This is a genomic window from Acetobacterium sp. (assembly GCF_039830195.1).
GTDB lineage: Bacteria > Bacillota > Clostridia > Eubacteriales > Eubacteriaceae > Acetobacterium.
On sequence record NZ_JBDODG010000044.1, the window covers coordinates 1 to 19,503 of the forward strand.

Below are 19,503 nucleotides of genomic sequence, written 5' to 3' on the forward strand. Positions count from 1 at the left end.
GAAAAGTCTTTTGTATCAACGTTTTAAAGTGTTTTTAATGTGCGAAGTTTGAGTTGATAATTGTAAATCCGGTGCCCCCGCTTCCCAGGGATCATTGAGCATCCAGACCCAGATGTCCAGCAAATCCAGGGCAAAGGCATCGGTTTTAAGACTCGTCAATAAATGTTCAAAGGCGCTATCCCGTTTGCCTTGCAAATGGTCTCTAAGCTTCACGAAATCACTGATTTCAAAACTGCCGTTTTTTTCGATTTCAGAAATTCCGGAAAGCAGCACATCCAGTTGCCGGACTTCGCCAAATTGCTGTCCCATTTTCCGCAGCGTATCCTGTTGTCGCTGGTAGTTTTCAGCTTTGAATAGTGGTCTGAAAAAAGCCAGGATCGCCCGAAACTTACGGATTCGAACCCGTACCTGATGAACCCCTTCCGGATCACTGGGATTTTCGAAAAATCGATCGTAGGCGTTTAAGATTTCATTAAATCCGCTATTCATGATGATCTCGACCGCCACGGCCACCTTCTTTTTAGCTTTTATATTCAGGCTTGTTTGATTAATAACCCACACTGATTTTATCGGCGGTATCTGGGGCAACAGCAAACCTTTTTCATAGCGCCCCTGATTTTCCATTAATAAGATCGCCAGTTTTTCCATCATCATCACTTTTTCCAGCCTTTCAGATTTTATTATTCCATCGTTTTAATCTATATACCCATCGGTGCCTTAAACCCATGACTAAATCGATTGTTTTTATCGAAAACAAAAACAGGAAATCAACGATGCTGATTTCCTGTTAAACATTTTAAGACTACTCTTATTAATTTATTGATCAACAAAAAACACAAATTCCGGATTGATATAAATGATAAAGGGTTCACGCAGATTAGCTAAGTGATTGCGTTCTTCCCTGCTGATTTCGCATTGAATATGGAAATCGTCCCGACTTTTCGGGTGAGAACCTATTTTTAAATAAAGTGATGTTCGGAAAGGACCATCGCTTTCATCTGCGATCCAGACCTTAAAACAGTTATCCTGCTGACCATCCTGCTCGTCCACCAGTTTAACCTGATTGGCTCTGATCCCCAGAAAACCGTTATCGTGTTCTATTTTTATGACCGTGGTAAGCGAAATATTCCACTGTGGGACATGCAGGCGGTTTTCGGCCAGTCGGGTTGCTGCCACGATATTTTTGCAGCCGGTTATTTTAGCCGTTTCCAGCGATGCCGGCCATTTGAAGATGTCATCTTTCTGTCCATAGATCTCAACTTTGCCGGTGTTAAACACGGCGATATAGTCAGCCAGGCGGTATGCTTCCTCGCGATTATGGGTGACAAAGAGGGTCATTCCCTGAAAATCCTTTAATAACTCAGACATTTCCCGCATCATGTGATTACGGAGATGTACATCCAGGGCTGAAAATGGTTCATCCAGTAATAATATGTCGGGATCGACAGCAACTGCTCTGGCCAGAGCTACCCGTTGCTGTTGTCCCCCGGATATTTGAGTCGGGTAACGTTTCCCTATATCACCCAGATGATATTTTTCCATCAGCGCGTTGACCCGATTCTTTTTTTCATTCTTAGGTATCTTATCAAGTCCAAAGGCAATGTTTTGTTCAATGGTCATATTGGGAAAAAGGGCGTAATTCTGAAAAAGGAACCCGACCTTTCGCTCCCGCATCGACAGGTTGATTTTTTTTTCGGAATCAAAAAATGTTTTACCATTAATAATAATCTGGCCTTCGTCGGGCTTTACCAGTCCGGCGATGCACCGCAGTAACATACTTTTCCCCGAACCGGATGCCCCTAAAATGCCAATGACTTCTTCGGTTGATTGAAGTTTTACGTCAAGTTGGAATTCATATAGTTTCTTTTTTATATCAATAAGGAACTCCATCGGTCAACCTCCAAATCCACGCTGCTGGTTTTTTTTGTAACTTTCCCAGTAATTATTAATGACTAGAACAGTAAGTGAAATTGCGAAAATAATCATAACCCAGATTAGCGCAATTTTCATTTCTCCGCTTTGCGTTGCAAAATAGATAGCAACAGGAATGGTTTCCGTTTTTCCCGGAATACTCCCAGCTACCATCAGGGTTGCACCAAATTCGCCAAGACATCGCGCAAAGGTTAATGCTGTAGCAGCGGCGATCCCCGGCCTGGCGACGGGAACTGCCACCTGCCAAAAAACCTTTCTTTCTGATGCACCAAGGGTACGCGCGGCACTGAGGATGTTTGGATCGATTTGCTCAAATGCACCCATAGTCGTTTTGTACATCAGTGGGAATGCCACTACAATGGCGGCTATCACTGCCGCATACCAGGAAAAAATAATATTAACCCCAAAGATTGATAAGAAATTGCCAACTGGTCCATTTTTTCCAATCAAAAGGAGGATAGCAAATCCTGCTACTGTTGGCGGCAAGACCAGCGGAAGTGTTAAAATACCATCAATCAACCCTCTCCATCGGCCTTTATAATTTGTCATCAACCATGCAACAGTGATCCCAAGAAAAAAATTAATCGTTGTCGCTGTTAAGGTGACTTTGATTGAAATCAAAGCTGGCGTAAAATCAAAATTGATACCTATCACTCCCTTCCTTGTTATTAATTAAAATAATTTCTAACCAAATGTTATTGCTTTGATTTTATCAAACAATTTTATAATATTAAAACGAACCATTTGATAAACGGCTCGTCTTCATCGATTTTTAAATGTTATTGGTTATTTTTCATTACTGGATATCGGTTCTTATTATAATAATCTTACCAATGTTGTCTGTTATTTGTCAAATTTATAGTGTTTTAAACCCATATTTAACAAAAACTTCTTTAGCTGCATCGGTACTTAAAAAATCAATGAACGCTTGTGCCGCTTCTGGATTTTTACTAGTCTTGATCACAGCTGTTGGGTAAATAATAGCCTTATGCGATTCATCCGAAGCTACTGCAATGGTCTTAACCGAATCGGAAACTTCCGCATCGGTCGAGTAAACAACACCGGCATCCACATTTCCCGTTTCAACCCATGTTAATACTTCCTTAACATCTTTTCCATATACAAGTTTATCGGTAATTTTATCCATTACATTATAGAAAGTAAAAACATCAACTGCATATTGACCAGCTGGTACTGTTGAAGGCTCTCCAATTGCGACTTTTGTAATGGAGGGATCAACAACTTGGGCAAAATCTGTAATTGTTGTTGTTGAATCTTTCGGGACAATCAAAACAACGTCATTCTCAAGCAACTCTTTGATCGTATCGTTGTTTAATAATTCGGCATCTTTTAAATTATTCATATACTTTGTCGATGCTGATAAAAAGACATCCACATCAGCACCTTGTTGAATTTGTTCTGCCAGTGACCCAGAACTTCCAAACGTAATCGCTAGTGTGGCATCGGGTTCCTCCTTCGCATATAAATCTTGAATTTCTGTCATCGCATCTTTTAAACTTGCAGCCGCAGAAATAGTTAATGCTACCGGTTCTGATTTGGTAGTTGTCTGACAACCAGCCAAAGCAAAGACCATTGACAATAATGCAACCACTACAATTCCTCTTTTAAACAATTTCATCTCACTTCTCCTTTTTCTTTCTTTAGTTATGTTTTGTTTCGTTTGACTATTTTTCATTATACAAAACAGGATTGTTCAAGTCAAATTATTCTGCTGTTTTTTTTTAGTACATTCAGATCACACTTTTTCTAAATTAACCTCTTCAGCGTGTTTAATTCCTTTTACATTCAGCCAAGATTGGTTATAATAGATAGTGCAATCAATTGCGAGAAGGCAGTCAGTTTCACTGTCTAGATTAATATGCAATAATTTACTGAAGCTTTTATAGTATCGCAATTAGTCAATAAAACATAAATCAGGAGGAGGCGATCACAGTGAATGACGAACTTTTATTCACCCCAGAAGAAATCAGCAAAAAACTTAAAATAACAAAAAATACGGTTTACGAGATGATCAAACGGGGGGATCTTGATGCGCATCGTTTGGGTAAACATCTGCGCATTTCCCAGTCTCAGTTCGAGAACTATTTATTAAAATCAAAGGGTTCCGCCAATCAGTATCAGGGGTCGGTGTTTGTGGAACAGGATGAGCAATTCGTCAAAATTGATGATGTCAAGATCCATGTTCATACCGATTTGACCGGAGACGTGAGGCTTTCCATCCGGCCGGAAGATATTATTCTCAGTCTTGAACCATTTACCAGCAGTGCCCGGAATATTTTTAAAGGCACCGTGGTGGATCTCATTGAAAATGATGATGGCGTCAGAGTTGTCCTGGACATCGGTATTCCATTGATGTCAATGATCACTAAAAAGTCAATGGAAAGCATGAACATTTCCAAAGGCTGCGAGCTTTATGCGGTTTTTAAAACCATGTCCATTAATGTCTACAAATAGCAAATTCCATCGCGTTGCTGATGTTATTTGATGACTAACAAATTATAGCAATAAAAAACGGCTTGCGCCGTTTTTTTTATGCATTGCCTGATAGCTCAACAATCTCTTTAGCAATCTGCGCTGGCGAAAACCCACAGTAATCATATAAAGACGGGAGATCCCCCTGTTCCATCAAGGGGTTTTCAATAGCGTGAATGCGCACCTTGCCGGGCTTAAATTCCTCATTCTGAGCGATTGCAGCCGCCAGCTTTTCACCGATTCCGCCGCTTCTGATCCCTTCTTCCAGCACGTAAACCAGCTTTGGCTGCCCCATTAGGGCCAGAATTCTTTCCATCTTTAACGGGTAAACCTTGACCAGTTTGATTAACCGGATCCGGTTGTCTGCCTTTAAAAATTGAATTGCCTCATAGGCATTTTTTGTAATTCGGCCATAGGTCAGAATTACAATATCCGGATGCGCAGCGTCTTTACCCGCTTCTGAAAAATCCTGATAGCTGAGATCCCCATCATCAATAAAACCGCTGCGGTCATATTGCTGCTGGGCTCCTTTGGGGTAACGGATGACGGCCAGATTTTTATTCTCTAAGCACTGCTTAAAACTCAGTTTCATTTCGTCATAGGTTTCCGGACTGAAAATTTCCATTCCCGGGATGGACGACAGATAGGAACAGTCGTAAATACCCTGATGGGTAATCCCGTCTCCAGGCACCAGCCCGCACCGATCCAGAGCCATAATCAGCGGCAGCTTTTGAATCGCAGCATCATGAATCAGTTGATCATAGACCCGTTGGACAAAGGTTGAATAAATAGCGCAGACCGGGGTCTTGCCATTGGCCGAAAGACCGACCGCAAAGGTAACGGCATGTTCTTCGGCAATCCCCACATCGTAAAAACGCCCTGAATGCGTCTGGCTGAATTGTTCCAGTCCGGTGCCGCCGGTCATGGCAGCGGTAATGGCACAAATGGAATCGTTGGTGTTGGCCGCTTCAACCATAATTTTCCCAAACACGGCTGAATAACTGTCTTCTGATTCTTTTTTTTCAATCCCTTTGACCCGATCAAAGGGACCTGACGAATGATACATTTCTGGATGTTCCTCAGCGTGAGGATAGCCCTTTCCTTTGATACTGTGGATATGAACCAGACAGCAGTTGGTTTTGCTTTTTGCTTCATTGAGCACCGATTCCAGTTTTTTGAGATCGCAGCCATCAACCGGCCCCAGGTAGTCCAGGCCCAGATGTTCAAAAAAGTTCTCGGCAACTAACCGTTTTTTAATGTGTTTTTTAAGTTTTCGGGTACCTTCAACCAGACCATCCCCGACTAAGGGTATTTTGTGAAAAAACGACTGGGTCTGATGTTTTAAATTAAAATAATTCTGACTGTTTCTGATTTTTGATAAATAATTTGACAGTCCGCCGACATTTTCCGAGATCGACATTTCATTATCATTCAGAATAATAATCAGTTTCAAATTTTTTTTATTGCAATTATTTAAGGCTTCATAAATCATTCCATTGGTGAATGATCCATCCCCCACCACAGCAATGACATAATTTTCCTTACTGTCCAGTTGATTGGCCATAGCCAGACCCAGCGCCGCCGAGATCGAAGTCCCACTATGGCCGGCCCCAAATGCGTCTTTGTCGCTCTCTTTGCGATTGGTAAAGCCGGAGATTCCGTTCCACTGACGGAGAGTATCAAATTCCTGTTGTCGCCCGGTTAATAATTTATGGGCATAGCATTGGTGACCCACATCAAAGACAATTTGATCGTCGGGGTTATTAAAAACCCGGTGGATCGCCAGGGTTGTTTCAACGATACCCAGATTTGAAGCCAGATGACCGCCATTCTTTGATACCGTTTCTAAAATTCTCTGGCGTAACTCCCCTGCCAGATTTTGAAGATCGCCATACGATAGATTTTTTAAATCCGCGGGGGACAAAATATTTTTTAATAAAGTCACTTTGAATCCTTTCACTGTTTCTTTCCCTCGATAATATAACAACAGGGATTATCGAAACTATTGCCATCAATCACAGCATTTTTTATTTGGCAGATTCCTTATTGCGAATCCGACTTAATTGTTAATCATATCACATCAATAGTTATTTTTCTTTAATCCTCGGAAAACGGAATCTTATCTGTTATCAACATTTCAAAGTCCTTTGTCAATAGCGGTTTATGAAAATAATACCCTTGAACTTCATGACATTTGTTTTCTTGTAAAAACAGAAATTGTTCATGGGTTTCAACTCCCTCGGCAATCACATTTAAGTCCATTTGATTAGCCAGATGAAGAATCGTTTTGGCAATGTTTCCAGTATCATTTTCCGGATAATCTTTAATAAACTCCCGATCAATTTTCAGTTTGTCAAAATTGAGATTCTGCAGGTATTTTAAAGATGAATAACCGGTTCCGAAATCGTCAATGGCGACCTTCACCCCCAGCGCTTTGAGCTCCTCCAGCTGACTGCTGGTTCCTTCCATATTTTCCACCAGAATACCTTCAGTAATCTCAACTTCTAATAATTCTGCCGGCATATCATATTTTTCCAGAAGGCCTTTGATAATTTGTGGTAGATCTGATTTTTTGAATTGAATGGGGGATAGGTTAACCGCAACGCCGAGTTGACGTTTGGTCAGTTGCAGCCATTTTTTGTTTTGCTTAATTGCTTCCTCTAAAACCCAATTCCCAATCGGGATGATCAGCTCGGTTCTTTCCGCCACCGGGATAAATTGCCCCGGGCTTACCTGTCCCAAATTCTGATTATTCCATCGTAGCAGCGCCTCACTGGCGATGATTTCTCTCGTGTCAACCTGAACTTGCGGCTGGTAAGCTAAACTGAGTTCATTTTTTTCAAGCGCACTCCGTAATTCCGTTTCCAGCTTCAGATTATTGAGATAATTCTCCTTGATTTCTTTCTCGTAATAAACATAGGTATTGTCTCCGGTTTGAAGGGCATAGTTTTTAGCAATATTTCCGTATTCAATGAGTTTTTCCAGATCTGCACTGTCCTCCTGAAAAACGGCGATACCAATAGATACATTTAAATAAACCTTCTCTTCATCAATTTCAACCGGTTCTTTAAGATAGGTCATCATTTTATTCATTAAGTGTCCCATTTCCAATTTGTCATTACTGTTGATTCGGGCGATGATGAATTGGTCTTTATGAAGAATCCCTAAAAGATCCTCATCTCTCAAAAATGTTTGAATCCGTCGGGATACTTCGTTGATTAAAATAGTCCCTGATTTTTTACCTAAATTATCATACAGAGCATTAAGATTTGTAACCTGAAGGACAATAATAGCCATGTGATCATATTGTTTAATGAATTCCCGGGTTTTAAGTTCAAAAAGCGCCTGGGTCGGCAATCCGGTGACCTCATCGTAATGTTTGATTTTATTAATGGCCTCTTCGGTAATTTTCGCATTGGTTAAGTCTTCAAAAACCTCCAGATAATTGCTCAAGGTATCGCTTTTGCTGTCAAATATTTTCGAGATGGTAATATATTTGGGATAGGTGGTTCCGTCTTTTTTTGCATCTACAATTTCGCCCTGCCAATTGCCTTCTTCATTTACGGTTTTCCAGATATTACCGTAAACCCTTCTCAGATCTTCCCCTGACTTAAAATCGATGGGTTTTCTGCCCATGACTTCATCCTCGGGATAGCCGGTGATGGTCGAGAACGCCTTGTTGATATAGACAATCCGCATTTCGGCATCCATAATCATGATCCCTTCTTTGGAATTTTTGAAAATGCCGTCGGTTATTTTTTCTCTCGAGCTGGCTTCTTTTTTGATCAGCAGCAACCAGGAAACAACCAGGCTGATGATACCTAAAATCAGAATCAATAAGGCTGAAATGAACACGATGGTCCGGTTATCCTCATTGGTAAAAACACCCAAAACATTTAATGGCGCCGCTCCGACCAATACCCAATGCAGGTTCCGATACCCTTCCAGAGGATAAATGGGGGTATACGAGTAGATATCTTTCCCATCATCGTAATAGCCATTCACATTATTCGAGATGGCCTGCCAGATTTCCGGATTTTCCTGACTGAATGAGACCCCCTTTTGATCGTCGTACATAAACGAAAAGTCCTTGTTACTGTTCTCGCTTAGTAAATAATAGCCATCCTCATTTAACAACAGAATTTTCATTTCCATGTTGCTTTTCGAATCATTTTCGATTTGATCCAACATATTTTTCGCCAGATAGTTTAAAATCAGGATTCCCTGTCGTTCATTTTTATCATTAAATACTGGCAATACCAATCGCATCACCGGTTTGATCGGTGTTTCAACTTCATCGCCATTCATGCTCAAATCCATGGGCGAAATAAAAATTTCGTCCGAATTAAGCATCATCCCTTCCGTAAAATAAGTCTGATCACCTTTGTATTCTAATTCACTGTCGGCTACAGCTGTAGTGCCATTGTCAGCATCATTGACCCGAACTTTCTCATAGCCATCAACGCCAACAAAGCGGATCGAATCATAGATTTTTTTATTGGTCATCATATTAGCGAATATTCGTTTTAATTCGTCCCGACTGAGAGCCGCTGCCGAATTACCAACATAGGCCTTTATTTCACTGGAGTTCAGGATAATATTTCCGTCTGACTTGATATCTTCAAAGATCGAATTGACATTGACGCTGACAATTTCACTGTTGTTCATCTGTCTGATTTTGATAATGTTTTTTCCGTTTTCAATATTAATATTAATAAAGATCCCGGCCAAAACCACCACTATCAGTAATCCCGGCAAAAATATCATGACAAAATTCTTGAGCATTTGTTTTATTCGTTTATTTTTGGAATCCATCATAACCACCCTTCCAGTTTTACTTACAAATCATTATACTAAACTAACTGAAGTGATGCAATTAAATACAAATCCGCACGTTCAATTTAAGATTCTGAAGTAATAAACCAAATACAAATAGCCTCCTCTCATTTTGAAAGGTGGCTATTTGTATTTGATTTATTTTTTATATTGTGATAAGTCTAAATAATCTAGATTTGTAGAGGTTCAATGAACACATTGATATTTTAAACACTCATTCCAGCTTCGGTTTTACATCTTAAATTCATTTCATGAACATCTGCCGTTTGGAATAACGATATTTTTTTGATCACTTTTACCCAAACCACTGAGTAGGCAATCAGGACGGCAAACAGTCCAAAGAATATTTTGTAGACCAGGATTCTGGCATCACCTTCGGCAATATTCCAGATCATATAGATATTGCCAACAATACAAAGGAGCTGCGGTATCCCAAAGAAGGTCAGCTTTTTATTACGCCCAGGCATGTCCGGATATTTTTTTCGTAGTACCAGTACTGAAATATTGACTAGAATATATGAGGTTAACCAGAAACATGATGCTGCCAACAAAATCGTCGCCAAACCTGAAGACTGGGTAAATCCAGTGATCAACATGGCCAGATCGCCAACAAAAATCAACACCAGACCGGCTACCGGGATATTATTCTTATTCTTTTTGGCAAAAATCTTTGGCATCATATCATCTTGTGCCATTCCCGACAGTATTTTACTCACACTGCCCAGTACCGTATTGGCAGTACTGATCCCTGCCAGCAGGGTCACAATCCCCATCCAGTAAAGTCCGACATCGCCCAACAGGTTTTCGGCAAATAGCATATGAGGCATCGCTGAACTGGCCAAGGCTTCCAGGGTAACATAATGGGTCATCCCAACACCGAGCATCGCTTGGACGCAGAATAATAAGATCAAGCCCAAAATCATCGACAGAGTCACATCCCGTTTGGGATTTTTTAAATCTTTAGCCATCGGGATAACAAATTCAATACCGATGAACAACCAGAATGCTAACGCGGCCAGAGAAGCATAACCACTGATCCCGGTTACCGGCGGTGGTGTTTGCTGGGCAGCAGTGATCACAGTTCCGGTCCCCAGATTAAAGAAACTGATAACCCCCAGGGCAATCAATGAACCAATCAGTAACACGACCACCACATTCTGGACTTTGGCAAAAATATCCACCCCTTTGTAATTAACTAAAAACAACACGGCCAGCAACAGCGCACTGAGAATTGGGGCTGGGATCATTGGTAAAAAGATCTGATTGATCACCATCCCGCACATCGCCATTTCTACCGAAGATGCCAGAATCATGGTAATCACATAAGCTGACAAGTTAGAAATAATTGAAGCCACCGGACCAAGTCCCGCCAGGGTATATTGACCAAGGCCGCCTTCCACATCTGGCATGATCGCATGAAGTTCGCCAAATGTCAGCGATAGCATCACATTTAAAAAAAGTACAATTCCTAACGAAATAATAAATCCCGAACCTGCTAGACCCATTCCCTGACCCAGTAAAAGCAAACAGCTTGTTGCCACAATCAAACCCACACAGACTGATACCGCACTGCCTAATCCTAATTTTTTTTGATTTTCCATAATAATCTCCTTCTAATGTTTCTTCGCACTTTACTTCTTCATTGAAAAAAGTGCCTTGATGGTGTGTTGTTAACTATATAAAAAGATGCCCAAATATCACATCAGGATATCTGAGCATCTTTGCTCCCGTTATTATTCCGTTAACACTATACTAAAACATGATGAGAAACACCTAGTTGCATTTCTCATCGCTCCCGGAAAAACGATGCCCACACGCAAGCTTAGCTTTCCGATAAAATTAAAAAGACAAAACAGTTGATTTCCCATCGGGAAATCAGACTACTTTGTCTTTCTGATCTTACTATACTCTACTTCTTTCTGCTTTGATTGTAAAAATCGGAACTCTTTAAAATTTTTTCAGGCTTTTTATTCGATCGGTATGGTAATCTGCGCAATCTCTCTGCCTTTTCCTCTGACAAAGGTAACGGTGAGTTTTTTACTATCCGTTTCCAAACCATAAGCAATGCTTGCTGAGCAGCTTCCGCCAATGGGTGTTTCCTCGATCATCCGGTTGGGATCTTTAATATTATAAGCTTCCAGGACATGTCCTGCTTCATCGGTAAGCACAAAATCCCCCTGGGCTAAAAAGAAATCCATATCATTTCTTTTTTCGTAACTGAAATTTTCGTATGTATAATCCAGAAAGACCACCTGCCTGGGATCAGACTCAGAGTTTGGATTTCTTTCCGTGGTTGTTCGCGCCCCGTTGATGGTGAGACCGTAATCACCACTGACGGTGGTTACTGTAAAAGGTTCGTTTAATACCATTTCCGGTAGCTTTTGAGCTTCGCTTCCGGCAGTGTTTCCTTGATTATCGAAATACGCTGCTATTCCGCAGCCAGTCAGTCCCAAAACCACTAAACTCAAAACCAAAAGTATTATACCTGTCTTTTTCATCCTCGCCCTCCGTATGCTTAAATTATAGCCCCGTTACATAGGGAAGGCAAGGATAATTCAAATAAGTGATTTTCTTACTTTGTCAGCGCTCCGATTTTTCCAGCCCGGTATGCTTTACTGTACTTTCGGCAATGTTTATCCAGTCCTAACAATGCCTCGGTTGCAAAAATGGTCCCTATCATGTCGCGGTTCAGGGGGTCCATCACAGCTGAGTCCATCCCGGCCTGAATGGCAAAAGCCAAAGCATTTCGATTAATCAGCGGCCGAATTGGCAACCCGAAAGAAATGTTACTGATAGCACCGGTGACATGAATGGTCGAAAACAGTGTTTTGATGGCGCGGATCTCTTCAACAAAATTCAGCAGTGAATGATTGTCGGTTGACAAAGCCATTACGCAGGGATCAATATGAATACGATCCTGAGTAATTCCATATCTCGCTGCTTTATCGACCATCTTTTTGGTAATATCCAGCTTTGTCTGCAAATCGGCGGGGATGCCGTTGTTGTCGCAGGTCAGTCCCACCACTTCCCAGCTATTGCCTTCCATCAATGGCAGCAATACCTCGCACTTGTCGCCTTCTTCCGAAATCGAATTGAGCATTCCCGGTTTGTTGGCATATTTGAATACTGCTTCGATAACCCGGGGATTGGGACTGTCAATACATAAGGGGGTATCGGTAACATCCTGCACTACTTCAATCAACCATTTGAGAGTTTCAATTTCATATTCTGGTGCAGTACTGGCGCATACATCAATGTAATTGGCGCCGGCCTCGGTCTGTTTCACGGCCCGGTCGGCGATAAAGGCTGCATCTCTTTTTTCAATGGCTTCCTTCACGGTTGGGATGGTGCCATTGATTTTTTCTCCAATAATAATCATCTGTGTCTCCTTGTCTTTGTTGTATAAATCGATCTCTAAACTGAATCCTTGATTTTAAATACTGACCGGGGTATCTCCAAAATACTTTTTCCAGAGTCTCAGCAAATCACTGATCAACCGGATGCCCACTGCCGAAATCAGCACGATTTCGGTTTGTTCAACCGGTTTGTTCCAATGATTCAACACCGCAAAATCATTGACGCTGCTGACTTCAAACACCCCCTGATCGGTTTGAACAAACCCTTTGATCCGATGGGTTGACAGTTTTATTTCATTCAGAAATCTTTCGAATGTATGATAATCCAGGATTACGTCCGTTTTTAAAACATGGGTATGAGGACGACTTTCCCAGGTATTTACGGAAGGACTGGCTGTGAACGCTGTTCTTTTCATGGTCTTGACCAAATCAACCAATGGCACCGTACAAAAAGACGTCTGATAGACTTCCGCCGCCGGATTTATGCCATTGATTTTTTCTGCAATAACTTGAAGGGTTTCGGGATTTTGAAGATCGGCCTTATTGATGATAACCTTACTAGCATACATGATCTGTTTTTCCAGTGCGGCAATCACGTCAAACTGTTTAAGAAAATAGCGTCCATCCACAATACATATGGAACCGGCATAATCATAGACCTGACCGGAAATTTTTGAGACCGTTTCAAGAATAATCCCCATATTCGAAGGATCAGCCACTCCGGAGGATTCGACAAACACAATTTCCAATGGATGGTGTAAAAATTCCGCCAGTCCTTTGATGAAGTTTTCTTTCAGGCAGGCGCAGAAAACCGATCCGTTATTTAATTCAATCAGATCAAAAGCTTCGTTTTTGATCATTTTTCCGTCAATTCCGGTTTCCCCAAATTCGTTCATCAAAACGCCGATTTTACGGCCTTCGTATTCGGTTAACAATTTTTTCAACATCGTAGTTTTCCCGGCGCCCAAAAATCCGGTCAGTAAGATCAGCTTCATTCCATTTCTCCTCGTTTTCAGCAGGGCGGCATTGACAGCCGCCGCTTCAGACCGCTTTTGACTATAGATATTTGCCGACCACTTCAATTAATTCTTGCTTGCTGGGAATAATCGATGACCACTGAAGTTGGCCATTGATATAGGTGGATGGCAGGTGCTGAACGCCCATTTTTTTAGTCCGGGCAATATCTATTTTATTGGTGTATTTAAATTCTTTAATCTCAATCCGATCACCAAACTCTTCTTCGGCCAGCATGATTCCCTTGACCATGTAGGTACAGGCCGCACAGGTAGCCGAATCCAGAGTAAAGATTTCAATCAGTGGTTTTTCCAGCTTGTCATAATCTGGCAGTTCCACCGGGATATCTTCATCAACTGCCTCATAGTTTTCAATCATTTTGCGGACCGTTTCCGTTTGTTTTATCGCCTGAACAATCGCTACCGTATTATCAATGGGGACATTATAGGGCATATCACAGCCGGGACTGACAATCAGATTGTGATGGTCGATGTTATCCAGCATGTCGACAATAAATTTCATATTGTCCTGTTGATTGCCGAACAGCAGGGTGGTTGTCAGCGGAATATTTCCGCCAATGGTAATATTGTATTGGTCGGTGATTTTCTTGGCTTCATAAATATTGACATTCTCATCAATGGAGATCCCGTCGGGATTGGTTCGACACATCACCTCCATCTGAACAGTAGCATCGCCGCAGACAAAGAAACTGCTTAATGCCCCCTTGCTGCGAATAAAATCAAAGGCCGCCTGGAAGGGCTCCATAAACAAGGCCTCAATCGATTTCGGTGAAATCTGGCTGATTAGCGGATCAACCAATGCAATGACATCCATCCCGGCATCAATGTAGTAGCTTGACATGGCATTACACACTTCCACGCAGAATCCTACCAGTTCTTTGACATACTCCGGATACATGACAATATCCATAAAAAATTCGCTGCCGCGGATATGGGAGGCCAGGGTGACTGGCCCGCAAATTAAACCATAGAGAGCGGTGTCATCCCCCACTGACGCTTTCACCCGTTTCATCACATCCACTACCATCGGAATGCGACCGTCGGTAATTTTAGGAATCTTGCATTTGCACGGCACGGTCAATTCACCGGCATAGGGGTGACTCATTACCGATGGCGGATTATCTTCCGCCCATAACAACTCGCAGCCAAGTATTTCTGCTTCAATTTGAAGATCGAAGATTACCGGCATTCCGTCCGGGGCATAAAGCTTGTGGACTTCCATCAATGAATCAAATAATTTATCGCCGTCAGTTAATACCTCCCGAGCTGTATAGCTTTTCAGAAAGCCGGCATGGACACCGCTGAAAGGAATCCATGGTACCTCATTGACCGTTTCGTGTCTTAATGTCTTTAAAATTAGATCTTTTCCCATTTTTTACCTCATTATTGTATTTTCAATTTTTATTTTTTATTTCCGTAACTGTGATGCTGCTATTTGCTGATGATCGTCGTTATTCCGTTTTACCAAGCTCATTGCCTTAATCTCGAATAGATAAAGGATCGGCATCCGCTGTTTGACTGACCAGGATTACCGCAATCAGCATCAAACCGGCCCCGACAAAGGTATTACCATTCCATGGTTCGTTGTATACTAAAACGCCCAGCACTAAAGTTACCACCGCCTCAAAAGCAATAATCAGTGATGTTTGCGTCGATCCGATTCGCTTAATGGCAAAAGTGACCATCTGCAAAACAAAGATGGTAATCCCGCCCAATGCCAGAGTAAAGAGCACGCCTTTAACCGGTAACGCTAAAAATTCTGAATTACCCGAAATAATCCAACCCTGAATGCCAAAAAATATGGTGCAAATCCCACCCAGATAAAAGATAATCACCCGGTTTTCAAGCGTCTTAAGACTGCTTTGCTGGAGACTGACCAGGTAAATACCATATGCCAAGCCTGATCCCAGCGCTAATACACTCCCCATATTGATTAGATCGAAATTGAAATTCATCAGAAATAAGATCCCTGCACTGGCAATGATCAAAGCACTGATCTTCGTCTGGTTTGGTTTTTCTTTAAAAACCATGGCCATAATGACAACCACGAAAAGCGGATAAGAGAAATACAGCATGGTTGCCAATCCCATCGGCATATAATTAAAGGACCGGGCCAATAAAAAAGTGGATCCACCATATCCGACAGCTGAATAAATAAATAGTTCCAGGGCCTGTTTTTTTGTTACCCTGATCTTTTCTTTTTTTAAGATAAAGGTTAGCCCCAAGCCCATAAAAACAACAGCATACCGATAAAATAAAATGGTGGTGGCACCCAATCCATCCAGCATTAAAGCCTTGGTTAATACCGGAATGAGACCTGCGGCCAATGCGGCTGCAACGGCTGCAATGATTCCAATTGACATGTTTGCCTCTTTTTCTTAATTTTTAAAAAGCACTCCTGAGTCGGAGTGCTTCAGACTGTCAAAAAAGATAACCTAGTACCGACAATTGTTACATCATGTTGTACGCATCGGAGCGGACACGGCAAAGCCTGTCCGATTCTGCGCGAAGGTAACGAGCCAATCACAAGCTTGCTTGTAGTTGGCGACTGCCCGCGACCAATGCGAAAGGAGCAAAGCGGATTTCGCATGGCGCGGCGAACAACAGATTAACAATTGGTCGGTACGGCAGTTAATCGATAACCTCAAGCACTCCCGATTCGGAGTGCTTTATTTGTCATAATCTTTAGTGTCTCCGTCTATTTTAATGCTTAGCTATGCTGTTAATGCTTTGGCGGTATCCACTGCTCCCGATGCATCGGCAGCGTAAATGGCTCCTAATTTTTCGCTGTATGCAGGTGATAACGGTGCTCCGCCAACCAGATATTGTACGGTTAATCCTTCATCCTGGCAGGCTTTGATGACTTCCTGCATATAGGTCATGGTCGTCGTCAGCATCGCTGACATCCCGACGATGTCGGCGTTATGTTCTTTGACTGCCGCCACAAATTGCTCAACTTTGGCATCAATCCCCAGATCGATAACCTTGAAACCAGCGCTTTCCAGCATCATCACAACCAGGTTTTTACCAATGTCATGCAAATCTCCTTTGACGGTTCCAATCACGATGGTACCCAGGCTGGGCATGTCTTTATCGGCGATCAGCGGCTTGACAATATCCATTCCGGCATTCATCGCCCGGGCTGCCATCAGCACCTCGGGAACAAACATATCTCCGGCTTTAAATTTTTCACCGACAACATTCATCCCACTTAACAAACCTTCATTGATAATCGCAATGGGATCGGCTTTGGCTTCAACCAGAAGATTAACATTTTCAATAATCCCCGGTTCGTTTCCATCGATGACAAATTGTCCTAAATCTGCTATATTAAACATTTTTTTCACCCTTTTCCGTTTTTTTATTTAATTTCTGCTAACAGTTTTTCCAGTTCTGCGGCTTCTTCATCAGCGATTACATAGGTGTGCACCCCATCATCTGGAAACGCGCCATTTCTCACTTCGTCGCAAAATGCGGTAAATCCTTTTAATAACTCAGCTCCCACATTGGCGTATTTTTTTACAAATTTAGGGGTGAAATCATCATAATATCCAACCATATCGGCATAGATCAGTAACTGACCGTCGGTAAATGAACCGGCTCCAATGCCCAGAACGGGAATACTCAGCCGCTCGGTGATGGCTTTACCAACTACCGCAGGAACCCCTTCAACCAGAATAAAGGATGCGCCGGCGGCTTCAATTGCCAGCGCCTGTCGCAATAGTTCCATCGCTGCCCCGGCGCTTTTACCCTGGGCCTTATAGCCACCCATTTGAGCAGCAAACTGTGGTGTCAGGCCGATATGACCCATGACCAGGATCCCAACATCAGCGATGGCTCTAATCCGCTCGCAAACCGATTCGGTGCCGCCTTCCAGTTTAATGGCATCCACCAGTGATTCTTTAGTAAACCGACCGGCATTGAAAACCGCTTCTTCATTGGAAATCTGATAAGACATATAAGGCATATCACCAACAATAAAGGTATTGGGGGCGCCCCGTCTGACAGCAGATGAATGGGCGATCATATCATCCATGGTTACCGGGAAGGTGGTTTCATAACCCAAGGTTACCATCCCCAGGGAATCACCAACCAGGATCATATCGACGCCGGCCCGTTCTTCATATTTGGCAGTTAAATAATCATAGCCGGTAATGTATACAATTTTCTCTTTCTTCTCTGCCATTTCTCTAAAATTAATAATACTTTTTTTCATCATTTGCTCCTTAGTGTTTTTATTATTTTATCTTCAGACCAGTCTTCATATCAGACCATCCACCATCGCACGCTCGTAAAGCGTGCGAAAGGTTGAGGGTCTTGGTTTATCTTATTTTAAGGGGTGGCTGAGGACTATTAAGGGGGAAACTATTTCAGTTGTCCGGTTCTTAAATAATCGTTTAATTCTTCTTTGGTCATGTTGTCAATACCAATGTATTCCAGGGTATAGCCATTGGCGGTCAGGTCTCGGCCCAGAATGGCACAGGCCAGACTGATCATTGAGTCGACAACCGGGGTATTGACGCCATAAACATCACCCAGTTGCTGATACACATAACAGCCGACGGGAATATCTTCAGTAATGTAACGGTTTTCCATCGTAAATGGACCAGTACCGTATTGGATCGGATCCTGTTTGTCAAAGGGAATCAGGTAATCCAGTCCCATGTATTCCTGTCCCAATACATTTTCCCGGGAGAAGAAATGCTCTTTTTCATAGGGTTGAATGCCGACCCCAATGGTATCTGCCAGGGTACATTCTTCCTGATAGAAGGTGTATTGAACCTGGGAAATCGATGGACAATAGGCGTGGGAATAAATTGAGAATTTAAATTTATCTTCGCCGAAAATGGTACCGAAGTTTTCCATCGTCGAAACACCGAGAATTGCTCCGGGACAATGGAGCACGGGATTAACATTTGAGAACCCGGTATCTAAAACGGTGTCTCCAGCAACGGCGCCTTCGCCTTCGGTGACGGCATCCATTGATGGCAGATATTTTGAACTTTCAATAAAGGCTTCGGTATCTGTAGCTGGCATTGCGGCCCCACGCAGGGTAATCGCCCGGTAATAGACCCGAATTTTATGGGTAATGACGCCACCCGGCATTTCCACCCGGCTGCCGTAGGTTGAGCTTGACCAGCCGCCAATGATGACATTTTTGGTACAGCCGGCTTCCCGCATCATTTTGCGCAGGATTAAGGTACCAAAATTGTCGGGAAAAATATGAATAACCTGTCCATCTTCCAGACAGGAAATCAGTTTTTCAAAAAAAGGTTTGTGTCCAAACGTCGGCGTCGCGATGACAATAATACCGGCACCTTTGACGGCTTCAGCCACATCGGTGGTAACCTTGTCCATTTTGGCAAAGCCTTCCCGTTCAAAACCATAAAGATTGACTTGCTCGCCAAAAAATTTGATGCCAACTTTTTCAACATTTTTTAATGTTTTTTCGGCGAAAGGTTCAAAATCACAAATTCTGACCTTTGCTCCGCCTAAGGCACAGTCTCCGGCAATTGCCTTACCAACTGCACCAGCCCCTAATACTGCAATGGGCTTGTCTTTTAAATAACTCATGTCTGCCATATTTTTTCTCCTTTTAGTCATCTCAATTTGGAATAATTGATCGTTTATTTACTCACTGCTGATTTAAAGCAAAGAACGTGCCAACTAGTTTTCACAGATCGGAATTGCATCAACCACTCATTTATCCTTTTAAAAATATATTTAACAAAAATCAAGGTGCAAAATTACGTAACACCTTCCTCTTGTTTCACGGTTATTTTAATCATTTTTTGTCCTTAAATCAGCTTCTATCAGTATTTTCTCAGTATGCTTTATTTTTTTGCATGGTA

16 protein-coding genes are annotated in these 19,503 nt (G+C 42.2%); 1 reads left to right on the plus strand and 15 read right to left on the minus strand.

The window, feature by feature from the left end; genetic code table 11:
• Window positions 1-15 precede the first annotated feature (15 nt).
• From ABGU93_RS13820 to modA, 4 genes are all read right to left on the minus strand, one after another.
• Window positions 16-654: a CHAD domain-containing protein gene (locus ABGU93_RS13820; protein ID WP_347414021.1), complete on the minus strand. Its 639-nt coding sequence runs from the start codon at window positions 652-654 to the stop codon at window positions 16-18.
• A 162-nt stretch (window positions 655-816) separates the two neighbouring features.
• Entirely contained in the window at window positions 817-1,890 is a 1,074-nt protein-coding gene (locus ABGU93_RS13825; RefSeq protein ID WP_347414022.1) for a sulfate/molybdate ABC transporter ATP-binding protein, read from the minus strand.
• Between the two features lie 3 nt (window positions 1,891-1,893).
• On the minus strand, window positions 1,894-2,577 hold the full coding sequence (gene modB / locus ABGU93_RS13830) for a molybdate ABC transporter permease subunit (RefSeq protein WP_347414091.1): 684 nt from the start codon (window positions 2,575-2,577) through the stop codon (window positions 1,894-1,896).
• Between the two features lie 211 nt (window positions 2,578-2,788).
• Window positions 2,789-3,571 carry a molybdate ABC transporter substrate-binding protein gene (modA, locus tag ABGU93_RS13835; RefSeq protein WP_347414023.1) on the minus strand — a complete coding sequence of 261 codons (783 nt, stop codon included), beginning with the start codon at window positions 3,569-3,571 and terminating at the stop codon, window positions 2,789-2,791.
• Window positions 3,572-3,885: 314 nt separating this feature from the next.
• Here modA and ABGU93_RS13840 point away from each other — a divergent pair, with 314 nt between their 5' ends.
• Entirely contained in the window at window positions 3,886-4,407 is a 522-nt protein-coding gene (locus ABGU93_RS13840; RefSeq protein WP_347414024.1) for an excisionase family DNA-binding protein, read from the plus strand.
• 76 nt (window positions 4,408-4,483) lie between these two features.
• On the opposite strand, the gene dxs is transcribed toward ABGU93_RS13840, so the two are convergent.
• The 11 genes from dxs to ABGU93_RS13895 form a co-directional block, all read right to left on the minus strand.
• On the minus strand, window positions 4,484-6,370 hold the full coding sequence (gene dxs / locus ABGU93_RS13845; protein WP_347414025.1) for a 1-deoxy-D-xylulose-5-phosphate synthase: 1,887 nt from the start codon (window positions 6,368-6,370) through the stop codon (window positions 4,484-4,486).
• A 152-nt stretch (window positions 6,371-6,522) separates the two neighbouring features.
• Complete coding sequence (locus ABGU93_RS13850) at window positions 6,523-9,240, minus strand: EAL domain-containing protein (RefSeq protein ID WP_347414026.1); 2,718 nt, start codon at window positions 9,238-9,240, stop codon at window positions 6,523-6,525.
• A 227-nt stretch (window positions 9,241-9,467) separates the two neighbouring features.
• Window positions 9,468-10,862 carry an APC family permease gene (locus ABGU93_RS13855; protein WP_347414027.1) on the minus strand — a complete coding sequence of 465 codons (1,395 nt, stop codon included), beginning with the start codon at window positions 10,860-10,862 and terminating at the stop codon, window positions 9,468-9,470.
• A 366-nt stretch (window positions 10,863-11,228) separates the two neighbouring features.
• Window positions 11,229-11,759, minus strand: a complete 531-nt coding sequence (locus ABGU93_RS13860) for a hypothetical protein (RefSeq protein WP_347414028.1) — start codon at window positions 11,757-11,759, stop codon at window positions 11,229-11,231.
• Between the two features lie 74 nt (window positions 11,760-11,833).
• Window positions 11,834-12,640, minus strand: a complete 807-nt coding sequence (locus ABGU93_RS13865) for a methyltetrahydrofolate cobalamin methyltransferase (protein WP_347414029.1) — start codon at window positions 12,638-12,640, stop codon at window positions 11,834-11,836.
• 54 nt (window positions 12,641-12,694) lie between these two features.
• Complete coding sequence (locus ABGU93_RS13870; protein WP_347414030.1) at window positions 12,695-13,612, minus strand: GTP-binding protein; 918 nt, start codon at window positions 13,610-13,612, stop codon at window positions 12,695-12,697.
• A 61-nt stretch (window positions 13,613-13,673) separates the two neighbouring features.
• Entirely contained in the window at window positions 13,674-15,023 is a 1,350-nt protein-coding gene (locus ABGU93_RS13875) for a uroporphyrinogen decarboxylase family protein (RefSeq protein ID WP_347414031.1), read from the minus strand.
• Between the two features lie 106 nt (window positions 15,024-15,129).
• A complete protein-coding gene (locus ABGU93_RS13880) occupies window positions 15,130-16,014 on the minus strand; it encodes a DMT family transporter (RefSeq protein WP_347414032.1) in 885 nt (294 codons plus the stop codon).
• A gap of 351 nt (window positions 16,015-16,365) precedes the next feature.
• Entirely contained in the window at window positions 16,366-16,989 is a 624-nt protein-coding gene (locus ABGU93_RS13885) for a corrinoid protein (protein WP_347414033.1), read from the minus strand.
• A 23-nt stretch (window positions 16,990-17,012) separates the two neighbouring features.
• Entirely contained in the window at window positions 17,013-17,867 is an 855-nt protein-coding gene (gene panB / locus ABGU93_RS13890; protein WP_347414034.1) for a 3-methyl-2-oxobutanoate hydroxymethyltransferase, read from the minus strand.
• A gap of 149 nt (window positions 17,868-18,016) precedes the next feature.
• Window positions 18,017-19,234 (minus strand): NAD/NADP octopine/nopaline dehydrogenase family protein, encoded by a 1,218-nt coding sequence (locus ABGU93_RS13895; RefSeq protein ID WP_347414035.1) that lies wholly within the window; start codon window positions 19,232-19,234, stop codon window positions 18,017-18,019.
• Window positions 19,235-19,503 lie beyond the last annotated feature (269 nt).

Excerpts from the sequence above, each read along its gene's own strand:
- ABGU93_RS13820 (WP_347414021.1), bottom strand. The coding sequence starts at position 654 with ATGATGATGGAAAAACTGGCGATCTTATTAATGGAAAATCAGGGGCGC.
- ABGU93_RS13825 (WP_347414022.1), bottom strand. The coding sequence starts at position 1,890 with ATGGAGTTCCTTATTGATATAAAAAAGAAACTATATGAATTCCAACTT.
- modA (WP_347414023.1), bottom strand. The coding sequence starts at position 3,571 with ATGAAATTGTTTAAAAGAGGAATTGTAGTGGTTGCATTATTGTCAATG.
- ABGU93_RS13850 (WP_347414026.1), bottom strand. The coding sequence starts at position 9,240 with ATGGATTCCAAAAATAAACGAATAAAACAAATGCTCAAGAATTTTGTC.
- ABGU93_RS13855 (WP_347414027.1), bottom strand. The coding sequence starts at position 10,862 with ATGGAAAATCAAAAAAAATTAGGATTAGGCAGTGCGGTATCAGTCTGT.
- ABGU93_RS13860 (WP_347414028.1), bottom strand. The coding sequence starts at position 11,759 with ATGAAAAAGACAGGTATAATACTTTTGGTTTTGAGTTTAGTGGTTTTG.
- ABGU93_RS13865 (WP_347414029.1), bottom strand. The coding sequence starts at position 12,640 with ATGATTATTATTGGAGAAAAAATCAATGGCACCATCCCAACCGTGAAG.
- ABGU93_RS13870 (WP_347414030.1), bottom strand. The coding sequence starts at position 13,612 with ATGAAGCTGATCTTACTGACCGGATTTTTGGGCGCCGGGAAAACTACG.
- ABGU93_RS13875 (WP_347414031.1), bottom strand. The coding sequence starts at position 15,023 with ATGGGAAAAGATCTAATTTTAAAGACATTAAGACACGAAACGGTCAAT.
- ABGU93_RS13880 (WP_347414032.1), bottom strand. The coding sequence starts at position 16,014 with ATGTCAATTGGAATCATTGCAGCCGTTGCAGCCGCATTGGCCGCAGGT.
- ABGU93_RS13885 (WP_347414033.1), bottom strand. The coding sequence starts at position 16,989 with ATGTTTAATATAGCAGATTTAGGACAATTTGTCATCGATGGAAACGAA.
- panB (WP_347414034.1), bottom strand. The coding sequence starts at position 17,867 with ATGAAAAAAAGTATTATTAATTTTAGAGAAATGGCAGAGAAGAAAGAG.
- ABGU93_RS13895 (WP_347414035.1), bottom strand. The coding sequence starts at position 19,234 with ATGGCAGACATGAGTTATTTAAAAGACAAGCCCATTGCAGTATTAGGG.